This window comes from Gottfriedia sp. OAE603 (assembly GCF_040543965.1).
GTDB classification, from domain to species: Bacteria; Bacillota; Bacilli; order Bacillales; family Bacillaceae_G; genus Gottfriedia; species Gottfriedia solisilvae.
In genome coordinates this window covers 301871-318966 of the sequence record NZ_JBEUNN010000001.1, presented here as the reverse complement: position 1 = coordinate 318966, position 17096 = coordinate 301871, and the positions used below count along the sequence as shown (strand labels likewise).

Genomic DNA, 17096 nt, shown 5'->3' with positions numbered 1-17096 from the left:
TGATGTTAAATATATGTGACGTTATACATTAGGACAGGTTGCACACATTTGCAAAAGATGGCCTAAATTATTAACTGGGGTGTTTATATGGCCTTACAGAATACTCAGCAAAAACTTGAAACAGGTTATTCATTTCAAGTATTTGAATCCATTAAAAGAAAAAGTATTGTTTATTCATTTATAAAAAGATCAATGGATCTAATCCTTGCATTAATGGCATTTATCATTACTGCTCCATTCGTTTTGTTCTTTATTGCATTAATTAAAATTGATTCACCAGGACCTGCTCTTTTCATTCAAGAACGAGTTGGATTAAACGGTAAAATCTTTAAAATATACAAATTAAGAACGATGCGTTTAGATGCAGAAGTTAATGGGCCACAATGGGCAAGTACAGATGATCCTCGAATCACTAAATTAGGTCACTTTCTTAGAAAGACACGCATTGATGAACTACCTCAATTTGTGAACGTAATCCTTGGGGATATGAGTCTTGTTGGACCTAGACCGGAACGAGCTTTCTTTTTAGTGAAATTCAATCACGAAGTACCTGGATTCACTAATCGTTTAGCTGTTAAACCAGGTCTAACAGGTTGGGCACAAGTGAATGGTGGTTATGAGTTAACACCAAAAGAAAAATTAGATTTAGATTTATACTATATCGAACACCAATCAATTTTGTTAGACATTAGAATTATGTTTAAAACAATTAAAGTCGTTTTAACTGGCGAAGGTGCAAGATAGTTAAAACAGTATAATTTTTAAAATTGACATGATTAGACAAAAAGAGAGCATAAATGCTCTCTTTTTAATTTGCCTAAAATATGTTTTCCACAATTCTGATACATTTTTCCACAGTTATACACATTATGTGGATAAATAGTACAGTTTATCCACAAGTAAATTGTTTATAAGTTTGTAAAATGTTAACAAGTTGATCTTTCTCTTATTGATCAAAAAGTTCAATCCTGGTTATGTAAATCCAATGATAGTTCTAACGTCATGTTTACTTCAGATTATTTTGACGAATTTTCAGATGTTTTCACTAAATAAACTACATTAGACCTATCCACTGTTATCATTACTTATCCACTTTATTTATCCACATTTTTATCCACATATCCATCATCATTATGTTTACAGCTATCTTTTCTTTGTTTCTATCCCCTTATTGCCATAAAACTCAAACTCTATCATTACAATCATTAAAAAAATTATTTCATAAAAGTATAACGGCTTTATCAAATAATTTAGTATAATTAAGTCTACTAATTCTTATATTAGAAAAAATTTGAAATGAGGGGTATGTTTGAGAAAAATCCTTAAGTATACTACTGCATTTACACTTGCAGCTAGTTTACTTTCAACTAACTCAATCTATGCAGCTACAAAAAAAGAACCATTTAAAGCAAACTTCGTTAAAAAAAGCGCTCCACTACCTTTTTTAAATAACAAAAACCAAACTAGTGAAACAACATATGTCGTTAAATATAAAAGTGCTGTTTCTTCATCTATACATAGAAGTGCAGGGATGAATGTTGTTAAATCATTCCCATCACTTGGCTATGATATTGTGAAGATTCAAAATGGCAAAAAACTAGCTACTGCTCTATCAGTCTATAATAAATATGAAAATGTTACGTCTGTTTCACCAAGTGTACAATATAAAGCTATGTCTACTACTGCTAATCCAAAAGAAAGTGAAGCTTATCATTTATCGCAGCTTAAAATATCTTCTGCTCAAAAGCTAGTAGCGAAGAAGCCTATAACAGTAGCTGTTATTGACCAAGGTGTCGATACGAAACATCCTGACTTAGCAGGTAGAATTCAAGGGTCTTATAATGTAGTGAATCCTGCTACAGTTGGAGCTAGAGAATATCATGGTACACATGTCGCTGGTATTATTGCCGCAACTAAGGACAATAAATTAGGTGCATATGGCGTGAACCCAAATGCAAAAATTCTTTCTGTGAATGTATTTGATGGAAATGAGTATGTATCGGATTATACAATTTCAGAGGGAATACTGTACGCAGTTTCTAAGGGCGCTAAAGTCATTAATATGAGTCTTGGTGGATCAATGTACAGCCAATTACTTGATGATACAATCCAATACGCAGTTAGCAAAGGTGTAGTAGTCGTTGCTGCCGCTGGTAATAGTGGAATTAATGAATATAGCTATCCTGCTTCTTATGACGGTGTCATTTCAGTCGGTGCTACTAATGACCAACGCAAGCTAGCTTCATTTTCTACTTTTGGCCCTGGTGTAGATGTTGTTGCTCCTGGGGAGTTTATTTATAGTACAATTTACGACCCAACACTAGGTAGCACATATTACTATTTAAGTGGTACTTCAATGGCAACTCCAGTTGTCAGTGGAATTGCATCTCTATTAAAAACTAAATATCCAAATCTATCATCTTATGATGTAGAGCAAATATTAGAAGAAACTGCTACTGACCGTGGCACAACTGGATATGATATTAAGTACGGGTATGGTTTAATCGATCCTGTAAAAGCATTGTCTTATAATATAAAGAATTTAGTTTCTTATAAAAAAATATCTGATGCAGGGATTTTATCAAGTGCATCAAATGTTACTTTAACAGGAAGCGATGTAGCAACATTTAACGGTTCAATTACAAAACCACATCAAACAAATCGCTATAAAGTAAACGTTAAGAGTGGCGATGCGATTGGACTAACTTTAAAAATGGCGAATGATTATGATGATCAGCTTTCACTTCGTTTTTATGAAGGCACAAGTACAAAATCGTCAAAACCAATCGTAATTGATGAAGTACTTGCTGGAAAAACTGAAGGAACAGTTTATGAAGCAACTAAGGATGGTACGCTAGTTATCGAAGTTAGTGATAAAAATGCTAGATATAGTCTTCAAGGTAAATCTACATTTACTTTAGGCATTAAACAAAAAGCTAATACGAATGAAGATACTGCAACAAAAACGAATCCTTTACCTGTTACGCAGTTACCATTCAATACGGATAACTTATCACTTCAACTATTTAATAAAGGCGCAACAGGCACTAAATATCTTGCATTCCAACCAACTGATGATCAATCGGTCTTAATGGGTCTTGATGCAATTCCTGGTGTAAATAGCTCAATTAATGTATATGAAAAATCAACTTGGGATGATTATGTTGCTTCGTCTGCTACAGTACAACCATTACCTTTATTTTCAATCGATAATAACGGAAAAAGCGATGGAGAAAAAGCAGCTTATTCATTCTCAAAAGATACATCTTATGTAATTGAATTATCAAGTGCATCAAGTACTGTATTTACTTTACCAAAATATGATGAGCAACCTGATTCAGTTGTTCCATTTACGGGTTCATTAGAAAATGTTCATTTTACAATGTCTAATTTATCACTTCCAAATGATGAAGACGGATTAACAAACAGTGTGAATGTTGATGATACAAACTTCTTAACTCAAAATGTTGGTTTCGTGGACTCAAGCGATGTAGGACAAATAGTAGAGAATGCTCGTACGATTAGCCAAAACGCATCTCAAACAGCATATATTCAATCAGATAACGATGCCGATTGGTATAAATTCACGACTACAAAAAATCAATTTGTACAATTAAATTTAAATGCAAAAAAAGAACAGCAATTAACTGCATCTTTATATGCATATAACGCAGAAAAGAAAGTGTTTGAGTATATTTCATCTTCAAATAACTACTTCACAGATCGTACTTATAATGAAAATAATCAAGACATATTTACTGGACTTGGTAATGGTGTAACGTATTATGTTCGAGTTTCATCATTTAATGGTGTTACTGACTTATCTTATAAACTGTCATTTAAACCACATGGTGAAGTTGCTGATGATGATTTTGAACCAAACAACAGCTTTGAAACTGCCCGTTCAATTAAAAGCTATAATGAACTAACTGGAAACTTCTCGTCATCAAATGATGTTGATTATTACTACTTTAAAAATACTAGTACAAGTACAGTGTTAAAAGGCTTCGAATTTATGGCATTCGCTCTTTCTGAAGACGAATCAGGGACAATACCAAAAGTATTAACAGAAGATTTACCAATTAATATCACTGTTTACGAAGATTCAAATGGTAATAAAAAATTAGATGGAACTGAACAAGAAAAAGGTAATTTCTATCAAAACTACGGTGACTTTACGAAAGGTTCATTCCAAGCAAAACCAAACCATGGTTACTTTATAGAAGTAGCGAATGCTTACACTGATATTCCAAACATTCATGAATATGGATTCCGCTTCTATTCAATGACAAGAGCTGATGAAGATGCTAAAGCAAAATATCGCAATGGTTTACCATCTATTGTGCTTCCGTTAAAATATGCTGGCTCTAGCACATATGCAGGTTATGGCTATTTAAATGCGAATGTAGCAAATGGAGATAAAGATTTCTTTAGATTTGTAAACGATAAAGCACGTACTGTTTCATTCACATTAGACATGCCGGCTCCTGGCATGAATGGAAAACTATCAATCTATGATAGCAAAGGAAAACGTCTTGCAACTTTTGACCGCTACACATTTAACGATGCTGAAGTTGGACAAATCGCTCTTAAAAAAGGTAATTATTACTTCAAAGTAGAAGAAGCAAACGGTGTTGCTGACTTCGACGAGTATCAATTATTAATTAAAAAGCAGTAATATGAAAAAGAGAAGGTTAACAACCTTCTCTTTTTTTGTTCTCTCCGCTGGTTACACTTTATGACAAAAAAATGCGATGTAAAGTGCACATTCACTTTTACATCGCATTTCTATTTTTTATAAAACTGTAATGGCTTTTTTGCTTACATTGCCTGCTTTATCTTTTACGTAGACTTTTAAAATAGTTGATTTTTTTTGAGCTTTTGTTATTTTTACTGTAAAGCTTCCTGTTGATTTAGTTGTAGCAGTACCAATAAGTGAACTACCTCTATAAACTTCAACAGTTGAATATTTTTCAGCTTTTCCAGTTACTTTGATGGTTTTACTTGTAACTTTGTTTACAGTTGGAAGTGCTGGTGGTGTTAAATCAATTGTAAATTTAACAGTCGTTGTTTTCCCCGCTGCGTCTCTTACAATTAAAGTATAGCTATCTGCTTTATTGACAACTCCACCATTTGCAAAAGCTTTACCGTTTAATGTTGCAGTTCCTTCGTTAAAACGAACTGTTACAGCTTTACCATAAGACTTACCATCTGTGACACCACTAACGACGGGACTCATCTTATAGATATAAGGAGAAGCAACATAACCTACTTTCCTATCAACTGTTTTAACTGGAATCCATACAAATTGATTAGAAGTACTTGTTTTATCGTATTCAAATGCACCATTCATTATCACAGGTGTGTGATTTACGAATTGTTTTAGACTAGTAGGAGTTTTAGTTGGTAAAGATCTCAAATTCACTTTATCTCCAGCTATCAGTACCTTTTCACCCAATTTATAAAAATAAGCCGATTGATGAAGTTCACTAGTTAAAGTATATTCTAAATTTAAGAATTTAATATTTTCATCGCTCGTTGGTACATAATCAAAGTCTGTAGTTTTGAATGGATAACGAGCTAATTTCGTTTCATTTATAAAGCTTTGCTCTTCGATGATTCTAAAGACTTCCTCTTGATAAGCTTCATTATTAATCTCCCCAGTATCTTGGTGTAGTGGGCTATTCACCGGTTTAATTCCATTATAAGCCATCACTGAGAAGTACCAGTTTTCAATCATATGACGATTTGCACCTTTAATTTTCGGCAGTGTTTTTAAACTGTATTTGCTGTTTAAAATGTTAACACCAATCTGAATATTATAGGCAATATCATTTTTTAATCTTTCTGTGTCATAGCCACCATCTGTCACTTGCATGATTCCAATTCCATTGTCATCAGAAATAAGTGGTTTGTCACCTACAAACTGTTTCCAACCTGATTCTTTCCAAGCAATTGCCTTTACTACTTCTGGTGGAATATCCGCATTAATCGCAGCATTCGTTAATAAACAATTGATATGTTGAAATGAAGGATTAACATTTTGTTTTAATTGACCAAGAGTAGAACACTTTGATGACCATGTTGTATCAACAGAAGCTGTTTCAGCTGAGGCTGTTCCATTAAATAGACTAACGGTTAAAGCTGATAAGATACCTACTTTTAGTAAGAACGATTTCATGACACTTTCTCCAATCTATTAAAATAGTAAATAATAAGAAAATTTTACCATATTTTTTAGTCTTTAAGTTTCCAATTTTAATAGTATCATGTAATTTTTATTTCATCACTAAAAATAGGGAAAAGTGAATTCAACGTTGTTAGGTTTGTTTTCAAAAAGATATCTTCAAAAAAAAAAGCTCAGGGGAGTAATCTCTGAGTGTTTTATGTTTAAACTATATTTATTTAATGAATTTCTTCAGTTCTTTTAAAACAAAATTTTCACGATGGATCCATCTATTCTTCTCGGATCGATTTAATACGTTTTGATTTTGCTTTATGGCCTCATCAATTGTCAGCCATTTGGGCATAAATTCTTGAATAGCTTCATAATCATCTAATTGCTGAGCAATTTTTTTACTGTTGGTTAATTCACATAAATAATAGTGAGAGGCCATTTCGAAATAAACATTTTCATCATACTCATCTATGTGCCTTTCGATCACAACACCCATTTTTTCTTTCAATTTACAGTTTATGTACCCAGTTTCTTCTGCCACTTCTCGTATAAGTCCATCGTTATGACTTTCATTCTTTTCCAATCCTCCTCCTGGGAATTTATAATCCCCCAAATTTGAATGGATGAGAAGAATCTTATGATCCTGAATAATAACAGCCCTGACGGCTTCTCTATATTTCATACTAACTTTCTGTTTATTTAGTTCTTCAATTCCTAACAATACATTGAATAACAAAGGATTCACCTCGACAGAAAATATTTTTTTAAACAAATAAAAATCGAGTACAAAAACTTCGCTGTTTTATACTCGATTACTTATACTTTTTTACTGTTTCTTCACATTAATTGTAAAAGAAATTGATTGGAACGGAAGGTGCGAGACTCCTGCGGGAACTGTGGGACAGCTGAGACCCCACAGGTACGAATGTGCCGAGGAGGCTCAGCGCCCACCCCGCGGAAAGCGAGTATCCTGGAGTGGAAATCTACGAACCATCGATCTTAATAAGATTCCTTTATTTCAATTCTTGCGCCACATAGCTAGTTGAAATCCAGCCCATCATTCCATTTCCGATTTGGACTTTATACCAGCTTTTTGTGTAGTCCATTTCTAGACTTCCATTTGGTAATGTCACTATGTTTACATAATCATTTAGACTAAATTGTGCAATAATGTTATTTCCTGAGGTTGATGGAGCTGAGCGAACATTTAGTCCATCTATTAGAATCCTGCCTAGGTTTTTAACTGAAACGTATCTATTATATACATCAAATTTAATTGAGTTTGTCCAATAGACAGTATCATCTATCATCAATTTAACCCAGTAGTCGTTCGTTTTTTCTAAAAGAATGAAGCTTGTTCCTGTTGTGATTGCAGTTACTTTTGTTGTATCCCCTTTATTGGCGAATAGGTTTAGACTGCTGTCTGCTACTGCTTGTATACCGACTGGGAATACATCACTGCCTTCAGGTTTTACTGGAGCTGAAGGAATCGTTGTATTAATTTGTGCTGATTTATAATAGTTCTTATCATAAGGAAGGATTTTTTCCATATGCTGTGAAATTGCTTTTCCCCAGTTTGAGTCACTAGCATAATAAAAATTCATACCTTCACTTTTAGCGTCAATTCTTTTCCCATTTGCATCTTTTGTCGTATATCCAAGATACGCGCCATTATACTTCCAGTTATTCGGGTTCAAATAAGTCGTTTTCATTTCACGAGCAATATAAGCTATATTCTCTTTAACTGAAGTAAATTTGTATGAAGCAATGTACGCAGTGGCATCATACGATCCAAATCCAAATAAATTTGATTTACCTAAAGAGATCGCTGAAGTACCGTACCCACTTTCATGGATGGCGTGAGCAGCTAAGTAAAGTGCATTTACACCGTATTGCTTTCCAGCGTCAATAAATAATTGTCCTTGGCCAGTTAGCACACTTTTCTTACCTTTTAAGTTAACATAGGCAGCTATATAATCATTAATTTGCTTTGCTGTAACAGATGACTGAGTTCGTAAATCAACAAACTGGTAAGTATCACGATTGATTCCCGGATCAGTTGTGACTTCTTTTAAATACGCACCAGATACAAATCCCGTTTGACCATTATAATTAACTTTGTACCAGTTATTTGAAGCTTTATGTGTCGCAACAACTGTCGCTGACTTTGGAATAACTGTCAGGATCGCAGATGATGCATCATATGAAGCTCTTAGATTTAATTCAGCTGTTGTTGTAAAGTTCTTATCTGGAATATCTGTTACTGTAACACCGTCACTTTTAATAAAGTCACCTATATTGATATATCCTGTTTGGCCATTGTAAGTAACGCTATACCAATTTCCGATTTTTTTGCTTGATGCCACTACAGTATCTATTGGAATTGTTACTAGCTTTCTAAACTGGCTACCGAACGATTCGTATACATATGTTTCTTTTGTAGCTTTATAATTTGTATTTGTAAAAGTCGAGAAAGTATTTACGGTTACATCTACACTATTAATATAGTAATCTTGTCCATTATAAGAAATGCGGTACCACACTTTCCCTAATTGATCAGTTGCTTTTTGTGTAGAAGCAAATCCGTTATTTCCTTCGATAGAGGCTACTTCCTGCGTATCTCCAGGAGCAGTATAGTATTTAGTAAGATTTTTTGTGAAGTAGTAGGTCGTAGGTGTCGTTTCATATTTCACTTCATTGATGTTGTTTGTAAAATCAGCAATATTGATATACCCTTTTTTGCCACCATAGGATACATAATAAAAATGTCCGATTTTTTTACTTGTTGAAATAATTGTGTTTTTTGGTACGTTTACAAGTTTCGTGAAAATTGTACCGTAATATTGATATACGTATGTGTCTTTCGTTGCTTTATATTTTGTATTCTTAAATGTAGTAAACGCGTTATTAACAACATCAGTATTGTTGATGTATAAGTATTTACCTTTGTAATAAACACGGTACCAAGTTTGTCCGCTACTATTTAGGACTACTTGTGTGCTACTAAATCCATTATTACTAGCGACCGTGTAGACTTCTTTTTTCTTTGTGTCTGGAGTCGAATAAAGCTTGGCTGTTTTATTAGTAAAATAATACTTCGTTGGCTGAGTTGTGTACTTATTATATTCCTTTAAATATGTACCATCTACCCAACCAGTTTTAGTTGTATTTTTACCTTTGTATTGGTACGTATAAGAAACTTTATACCATCTATCTTGTTTTAACGTAACTGTTAAAATAGCGCCCTTTGGTATTGTTAGAAGTTTTTTATAATTTGTACCTGGTTTTTCTCTCATTACTAGATTGGAAGTATTTTGGAACTTTCCATTCATTTTTTCAATCGTAGTACTTGCCTCTGTTTTTTCGATTCCCATTGTAGGAAAAGGAATGCTAGAAGTGCCCACTAATATACCCGCTGACACAATCAGTGCTTTACTAATATTTTTCATGTAATCACTCTCCCCTTTCTCCAACCGTCATTAAGAAATAAAAGCCTTTTTACTTTAAAAAATTAAGTAAAGTTGAGATTCATGTTAGTAGTTTTATAGAATAACAGTTAAATCTACAAAGTTGACTTTTACAAAAAAAAATTGGATAAATTATGTATATTTACCAATTATATCGGAAAAAATCGAAAAATGTTTTGGCTTATCACAAAATGTAATCAATTTGACATACTGTTTACATAAAAAAATAGCTCTAATAGTAAGATCTCATTTCTTACCATTAGAACTATGCTTCTCTATGCTTTAATGCTTCGTACAGTTCAAAGTACTTTATTTTCTTTAATACTTTGTCACTATAAGTAAAATCTCCATAACAATATGGATATCTGAAATTTTCCTTATCATTATTACATGTGTATAGCTCCGGATTTGTATCGACCATTGAAAGCGAGTACGACTTCGCAAGTGGTACCGAATGTTTCCCTCCGTGCCCTTTTACAAAATCAATATAAGATATCCCCATATTATAGCTTTGTATAATTGTCTCTAAATCTACACCTTGTTTTTTCCCATATTGATAAACATCTGCAAAATGAATGACACCTTGCTGAATACTTTTTGAGGAGCTTTTAATACTGTCCTTAGCTAGCCCAAGTGATTCGGAAGCCTGCATTGGATCAGTTCCTTTCCCCTTTGTTTCCTGCATCATAAGACCTAGTAGTAATGGGGTATACTGCTCCAAGCCAACAGACTGCAGCTCTGAATAGATTTGTGTTTCATATTTCAAAACATCATGAAAGTAATAACGATATATAGCAAACGATCCAACGACCGTTAATAGAAATGTTAATAATAAAAGATTCTTAAGAAATTTCAACATTATAACCCTAATTCAATACCTCCATTTACTGTCTTTTTATTCATTATAACGTATATTTTCATATTAAAAAGCTATGTTAGAAAACTACATAAAAATGAAATCGAATTGAGAAAAAAGTTACATTACATATTAGTAATATATCAGTAAAATGTACTATCTGTATATTGGTATTTATTAATAATTGACACTATACAGAAAAAAGAGCCATTTTTCAAAAGAAATTCTTACATTTTGAATCCAGCTATACGATTTCCGCGTGCTCTCACCTTTCTCACTTCCACAAAATAACCCTCGCTCCAATCTCACTATTTTTACAAGTGAACATTGATTAAAATTGCATATTTATCCTTTGAAAATATATATACATTTCATTCTTTCTACATACTAATGTCTTTATGGTTAATAAAAAATGGCAACTAATTAACAGTCTAATTAGTTGCCATTCAGCATATTTTTGAAAGGTTTCCCTGGAGAAACTATTATGTCAAAAATATAATTTTATGATTTAATTTCCTTAACTTCTTCAATACGATCCATTTTTAATTCATCATCCACTCTTGAAAAATGATACGTAATTTCAAATGACTTCGTTTTTGTTTTTCCTTTTTTATCAGTTATCTCATATGTTTCATTTGTCACGATCACCATACCCGAATCGTCTTGCTTTGAGTTTTTCATCGCAAAGCTAACAAGCTTTTGTGTTGTATTTTTCTTTTTAATTTTTTTCTGATATTCTTCTGATTCTAAAAAGGCCTGACCATTTTGGTTAAATAATCCGTCAATGAATTGCTTCTCTTCTAAATTATTTGTTGATGGTTTTGTTTCAGGTAAGTATCGATCAAAAAAGTCTTTAATACCTGCAAAAAATCCACCATCTTCCTCGGTCTTTTCTTCATTTTGTGTAGGTGTATTGAACAATAAATCGATGTATTTACCATTAATCGGCACTTCATCTGTTTTGATTACTTCACCATTTAATTCTATTTCTGCATGCACGATCGTTTGTCCATTTAATAAAAACGGACCAAACTTCTCAACTTCACTTATTTTTTTACCAGTATCTTTCCCGTTTACGAACAGCTTTGCATTCGGCTCATTCGAATAAACTTGTACATAACTAACATTAAATGTTAACTCTTGTTCTAATTTATTTTTAGTAGCTTTAGAAAAATCTAAGTCTACTGTTTCTTCTACCTCACTATATTCACCTTGGTAAATTGCAGATAATGAATATTTACCAGGCAAAATTTTCTGATATGATTTTTCATACTCGTCTTTATTTAAACGAGTCGTTTCATTATTTAACTGAAGCTCTAACTCATCAATTGGAGACGTTACTGTTAACTCAAATGGCTCCGCACTAATCGTATAAGTTTGATAGATTCCTAAAAATTTATTTCCTTTAGCAATTGTCAGCACGTGATTACCGTGTTTATCAACTAACTGAGCATTTTGAATTGCACCATCTTTTACTAAATCATCTACTTGGTTAATCAATTCAGAACTATTCATATACTCCATAAATGCTTTTACTGAATCTTCATTAAGTGTGGCACGTGTACCACCTTCCTCTAAAATATGTGAAACTTCTTTATAATTATGTTCAGAAACGGCTTTTTCGAATGATTTAACCATTCGTTCAGGTGTAAACATTGATTTTACGATCAAATGCCCACTAATCAAAATGATAATGAATGCTGCAATCGAGATCATCCATTTTTTCTTATTTTGAGGCAACGATTTTTTAATTTTATGATTCCGAATACTCGTTCGAGAAATCGAATTCTTTTCCTGCTCTCTTAGTTGATTATTCATTTATTATACTTTCCCCTTAATTCGCAAGTTAAATTTCTTTTCATTGAGTTATATTTTAAGAACCGTAGAAATAGTTCATATTTTTAAAAAGCTATTAACTATCATACTAGATTTTATAAGCATGGTAAAAAGAAATCTTTATCTTTTTTGATGTAATTTTGACTTTGGTAGTAATTGGTCTAATCAAAATTTAATAATTCAATGACAGGCTGACTGTTGCTTGGTAAACTTAAAGAATGGTGAATAAAGGAGGAAGTGGCTTGAAGTCATTAGTTAATCGTAAAGAAACCATCTATTTTATATTATTATTACTAGCGAGTATACCAATGTATATTATGCTATTCGTGAGCATTATAGGTATTTTTGTTTTAGGATTTTTAGTAATCATCCCTATTATTGCACACTTAATTTACACTGCTCATATCCGAACAAATGGTGTAAGAATTACTGAAAAGCAGTTTCCTGAGATATTTGAACGAACGAAGGAAATTGCAAAAGAAATGGGCTTTTATATACTTCCTGATATTTATGTAATGGAGTCTGGTGGCTTTCTAAATGCTTTTGCCACAAGATTTTTTGGACGAAATATGATTGTATTATATGCTGACCTATTTGAAATGAAAGAAACAGATCCAAAAGTAGTTGATTTTGTAATCGCACATGAACTTACTCATATTAAACGAAGTCATGTCATTAAAAACTCTTTAATTTTACCAGGGAATTGGATTCCTTTTTTAGGTTCTGCTTATTCTCGCGCATGCGAATATACATGTGACCGCATGGCAAATCATTATATAAATGATTTTGAGGCATCTACTCGTGCTTTATCAATGCTTGCAGTTGGTAGAAAGTATTACAATACAATTGATATTCAGGAATATATGCACCAAAGCAGTAGAGAAAAAGGATTTTTTATTTGGTTAAGTGAAAGACTAATGTCACACCCGACATTACCGAAACGAATTTCGGCACTATATCATTTTAATAATATTGAAAATAACGTCGTTTTTAAAACGCCTAAACGAGTGATGGCAGTTGGCATACTGGCTGTTTCTGTAGCAATTGGAGGAGTTGTACTCATTACACTTTCAGTAGATAAAATTGTTACATTTTTTGAAGAAGTGTCACAAGAAATAACTGCTGAAGAGGAAGGTTTAATCGAAACCGAAATAGATCCAGATGAAGAAACTCCATTAACACTTGCTGTTTTAGATAATGACCTTAAAAAAGCTAAAAAATTAATCGACGAAGGTGCAGACGTCAACGAGAAAAATGTCTTGGGTGAATCACCAATCATTGCAACAACTTATCTTGGCACAGACTATATTGATTTAGATATGTTAAAACTGTTACTTGAAAATGGAGCAGATCCAGCTATTGGAGATGAAGATGGTTATACAGTGCTACATGCGGCTGCCTCTATGTCAGATATGGATGCAATCGATTTATTACTAGAATACAAAGCTGATATTAATATAAAAGATTCTTACGGACAGACGCCAATTTTCGAAACAATTTATGAAGACAATGCAGTAACGTTTAAGCACTTAGAAGACAAAGGCGCGAATTTAATGATTGTGAACGACGATGGGGATACGATCAAAGATTTTGCAAAATATTATGAAGCTACAGAGATATTAAAACTATTAAACAAGTAAAAAGGATATGATTTCTCATATCCTTTTTTTCTATGAACCTTGTTTACTAGTCCAACTAACCCAAACATTTGAACTAGAACCAGATATCTTCTCATAATCATTTGGGCTATTTAAATTTAATCTTCTTCCATTTTGTGAAAACGAGACAATCGTCTTCTGGTTTCCTACACTTAAGCCTGCATAAATTCCCCTTGCAGCTAATGTTTCATCTGGATTTGCACTAGCTGTAATAATTGGAGCGACTGATTCAGTGACAATTTCTAAATCACCCTTATGATTTATGTATGCGTTAATGATGCCGACACTATGATGAGTTTCATTTGCGTGAAGATAGATCCCATCAGGATCAAAACGGATGACTCCGCCTCTTTGTTTGATTTGACTTTGAGGTACTTGCGAAGATAGAAAGCTGAAGCTACTAGAACCTGATACTTTTTCTGCTATGTAAAAAACAGACGTAAGTGCCATACAACTAATACCCACAATTTTAATACCTTTAAACAGTTTACGAAAAGCTAACATTCATATCAAAAACCTTTCCAAAAAGAAGAAAATTTTACCATCTCCATTCTATCATGCATTAAATCTGCTATACAATCATTATTCATTATATTGAAATTTTTTAGTAAGTTCCTAAAGTTTAGAAAGATATGCAATATAAATATGCAATTTCGTTAATATAATAGGAACCTTTTTATAAAAAGGCAACACAAAGGTTTTCGCTCTTGGATGCTCGATTCCATATAGCGTGTTGTAACCTAATTCCTAAAAATAAATGTGCAGTCAATTAAAGCGTTTTTATTTGGTATAATAGGAATGTTAATTAAGTGTAAATTATATTAATAAATTAATGAAAAGGATTTCGATTGGATTGATGGGGGATTTAATGAACAGTTCGAGAAAAAAATTTACATTAAATAGTAAAATAATTCTAGCAATTTTTGTGCCATTACTGACGCTACTATTTATTGAGAGTATATATAGAGAACAACTACTAAAAGTATGGATTTGGATAAAAGAATTTCCACTGAACTTTACTTTTGAATATTTAATTTTATTTGTATGTATGAATAGCTTTTATTTTTTGAAAAAAAGAGCTTATCTGTTCATGCAATCCATATTGTTTTTGATCTTTAGTTTTTTCGCGCTTGCTAGCTTAGTAAAAACACAAAAACGTGGTGAACCTATTGTTCCAAGTGATTTCTTATTACGTAATGAAGCACTGAACATATCGCAGTATATTTCAATTGAAGGATTATACTTCACAATTGGAATACTCTTGATCATCACTTTCATCGGATTCATTTTCAGTTTTTTACTTAAAAAAGATAAAGAAAGTAAGAAAGTAAATTTTATTTCTTCTATTATATCTATCCTTTTGGCCTGCTTTTTAATTGGTGGTATTCCATTCAATCTGTATTCTCATTTAAAAATAGAATCAATCGGCTGGAGCCAAAAAGTAAATTCACTGACAAACGGCAGTGTGCTTGGATTCGTTTTAAATAGTATTAATTCATCTATTAAGGAACCATCAAGTTATACAAAGAAAACAATTGATTCAATTATGGAATCTACTAAAAGCTCTAAATCAGATGAGACTAACGAGCAGAAACCAAATATTTTATTTATCCAAAGTGAAGCATTTTTTGACCCGACCGTATTAGGTGAGAATGTGTTTAAGAATGATCCTTTGCCGTATTTCCATTCACTACAAAAGGAACACACAACTGGACAGATGATTACACCAGTATATGGTGGAGGAACAATTAATACCGAATTGGAAATTTTAACAGGACTTTCAACAAACTTTATTCCTTCTGTCTCGTTAGGATTTCAAAATTACATTGATAAACCAGTAAACTCCGCAGCAAGAATCGTACGTGACCAAGGTTATACAGCTACGAGTATTCACACTTATCATTCATGGTTTTATCACAGGGATGAACTTTATCAAAAGCTAGGCTTCAATTCGTTTCAGACAAGAGAAACATTCACGAAAGCACAGCTTTCTGATACAACAAAATTCATATCGGATACTGAAATTAGTAAACGTATCATTCAAACGATAAAAGACACACCAACGCCTGACTATATCTATTCAGTTACAATGGAAAATCATGGCCCTTACGATCAACCGAAAAAGCAGTTTAATGATTACGCTACGAATTTACCATTAGAAGAAGGAAATAAGAACATTTTAAATACGTATGCCCATAATTTAGTAAACATCGATCATGCGCTGAAATTATTAATTGAATCGCTAAAAAAATTAGATGAACCTACGATTGTTGTATTTTATGGAGATCACCTGCCTATGCTTGGTGATGAGATGAGTGTATATTTGGATGCTAATTATATTAAGAATGCTGAATCAAAGTCTGATTATATCAAAATGCATACAGTTCCATTACTAATATGGAGTAATACGCTACAAAAACAGTCACCTATTGAGATTAGTAGTAATTTCTTAACGCCATACGTTTTTGACTTAGCAAATATCAAAATGAATACGAATTTCTCATATTTAGCCGATTCTATTCAGAATGGACAAACAAAAATACTCCCTTCAAAGTTCCAAAAGAAATCGAAGGAATCAAAGAAGTTTTTAACGAATTATGAGATTTTACAATACGATATTCTAAAGGGTAAGCAGTATTTGTATCAAAATGAAAACAAGTTAAAGAATCTATCCTATTTTTTAGGAAACCCAAATTTCACGGTAAAAGATGTTTCACCTAAAAAACTCAAAGCTAAAGAAAGTAAGCAATTAGTTACAATTACAGGGACAGGCTTTTCAAACTTAACTAAAGTGAAAGTCAATAACCAAACGGTTGGTTTATCTTCCCGAACGCCAACAAAAATTCAATTCTTTATTACAAAGAAATATTTTCAGCAAGCCGAGGATATTTCAATTAAAGTTTACATGAGTGATACGTTGAAAAATGTGGTAGACGGACCGGAGTTAAAACTTAGCGTGGAATGAAGTAACTACATAAAAAAAGTAGAGTCATGTAGACTCTACTTTTTCTTTTTAATTTGGCTTGTTAAAAAAGAATGTTGATTTCCATTTCAGGTACTTCGCTTTCCATGGGGCGTGACCCTGAGCCTTCTCGGCAAGC

The 17096-nt window shown here is 32.6% G+C and carries 10 protein-coding genes; 4 read left to right on the top strand and 6 right to left on the bottom strand.

Going from position 1 to position 17096, the window contains the following annotated elements:
* Nucleotides 1-87: 87 nt before the first annotated feature.
* Entirely contained in the window at nucleotides 88-744 is a 657-nt protein-coding gene (locus ABID96_RS01440; RefSeq protein ID WP_192603473.1) for a sugar transferase, read from the top strand.
* A 565-nt stretch (nucleotides 745-1309) separates the two neighbouring features.
* Nucleotides 1310-4678: a S8 family peptidase gene (locus ABID96_RS01435; RefSeq protein WP_192603474.1), complete on the top strand. Its 3369-nt coding sequence runs from the start codon at nucleotides 1310-1312 to the stop codon at nucleotides 4676-4678.
* Nucleotides 4679-4795: 117 nt separating this feature from the next.
* Here the strand turns inward: ABID96_RS01435 and ABID96_RS01430 are convergent, their stop codons facing one another.
* The 5 genes from ABID96_RS01430 to ABID96_RS01410 all read right to left on the bottom strand — a co-directional run bounded on the left by ABID96_RS01430 (nucleotide 4796) and on the right by ABID96_RS01410 (nucleotide 12319).
* A complete protein-coding gene (locus ABID96_RS01430) occupies nucleotides 4796-6181 on the bottom strand; it encodes an Ig-like domain-containing protein (RefSeq protein ID WP_192603475.1) in 1386 nt (461 codons plus the stop codon).
* A gap of 220 nt (nucleotides 6182-6401) precedes the next feature.
* Nucleotides 6402-6914: an NUDIX domain-containing protein gene (locus ABID96_RS01425; protein ID WP_192603476.1), complete on the bottom strand. Its 513-nt coding sequence runs from the start codon at nucleotides 6912-6914 to the stop codon at nucleotides 6402-6404.
* A 277-nt stretch (nucleotides 6915-7191) separates the two neighbouring features.
* On the bottom strand, nucleotides 7192-9627 hold the full coding sequence (locus tag ABID96_RS01420) for an SH3 domain-containing protein (RefSeq protein ID WP_192603477.1): 2436 nt from the start codon (nucleotides 9625-9627) through the stop codon (nucleotides 7192-7194).
* Nucleotides 9628-9910: 283 nt separating this feature from the next.
* The gene (locus ABID96_RS01415; RefSeq protein WP_192603478.1) at nucleotides 9911-10504 is read right to left on the bottom strand and encodes a lysozyme family protein; all 594 of its coding nucleotides are present in this window, start codon (nucleotides 10502-10504) and stop codon (nucleotides 9911-9913) included.
* A gap of 498 nt (nucleotides 10505-11002) precedes the next feature.
* On the bottom strand, nucleotides 11003-12319 hold the full coding sequence (locus tag ABID96_RS01410) for a TcaA 3rd/4th domain-containing protein (RefSeq protein ID WP_192603479.1): 1317 nt from the start codon (nucleotides 12317-12319) through the stop codon (nucleotides 11003-11005).
* Between the two features lie 260 nt (nucleotides 12320-12579).
* On the opposite strand from ABID96_RS01410, the gene ABID96_RS01405 reads away from it, so the two are divergent.
* Entirely contained in the window at nucleotides 12580-13977 is a 1398-nt protein-coding gene (locus tag ABID96_RS01405; RefSeq protein WP_192603480.1) for a M48 family metallopeptidase, read from the top strand.
* Nucleotides 13978-14007: 30 nt separating this feature from the next.
* Here ABID96_RS01405 and ABID96_RS01400 read toward each other — a convergent pair whose 3' ends face one another.
* On the bottom strand, nucleotides 14008-14499 hold the full coding sequence (locus ABID96_RS01400) for a hypothetical protein (RefSeq protein WP_088001176.1): 492 nt from the start codon (nucleotides 14497-14499) through the stop codon (nucleotides 14008-14010).
* Nucleotides 14500-14863: 364 nt separating this feature from the next.
* Here ABID96_RS01400 and ABID96_RS01395 point away from each other — a divergent pair, with 364 nt between their 5' ends.
* Nucleotides 14864-16960: a sulfatase-like hydrolase/transferase gene (locus ABID96_RS01395; protein WP_192603481.1), complete on the top strand. Its 2097-nt coding sequence runs from the start codon at nucleotides 14864-14866 to the stop codon at nucleotides 16958-16960.
* Nucleotides 16961-17096: the final 136 nt, after the last annotated feature.

Excerpts from the sequence above, each read along its gene's own strand:
- ABID96_RS01440 (WP_192603473.1), top strand. The coding sequence starts at position 88 with ATGGCCTTACAGAATACTCAGCAAAAACTTGAAACAGGTTATTCATTT.
- ABID96_RS01430 (WP_192603475.1), bottom strand. The coding sequence starts at position 6,181 with ATGAAATCGTTCTTACTAAAAGTAGGTATCTTATCAGCTTTAACCGTT.
- ABID96_RS01420 (WP_192603477.1), bottom strand. The coding sequence starts at position 9,627 with ATGAAAAATATTAGTAAAGCACTGATTGTGTCAGCGGGTATATTAGTG.
- ABID96_RS01415 (WP_192603478.1), bottom strand. The coding sequence starts at position 10,504 with ATGTTGAAATTTCTTAAGAATCTTTTATTATTAACATTTCTATTAACG.
- ABID96_RS01410 (WP_192603479.1), bottom strand. The coding sequence starts at position 12,319 with ATGAATAATCAACTAAGAGAGCAGGAAAAGAATTCGATTTCTCGAACG.
- ABID96_RS01400 (WP_088001176.1), bottom strand. The coding sequence starts at position 14,499 with ATGTTAGCTTTTCGTAAACTGTTTAAAGGTATTAAAATTGTGGGTATT.
- ABID96_RS01395 (WP_192603481.1), top strand. The coding sequence starts at position 14,864 with ATGAACAGTTCGAGAAAAAAATTTACATTAAATAGTAAAATAATTCTA.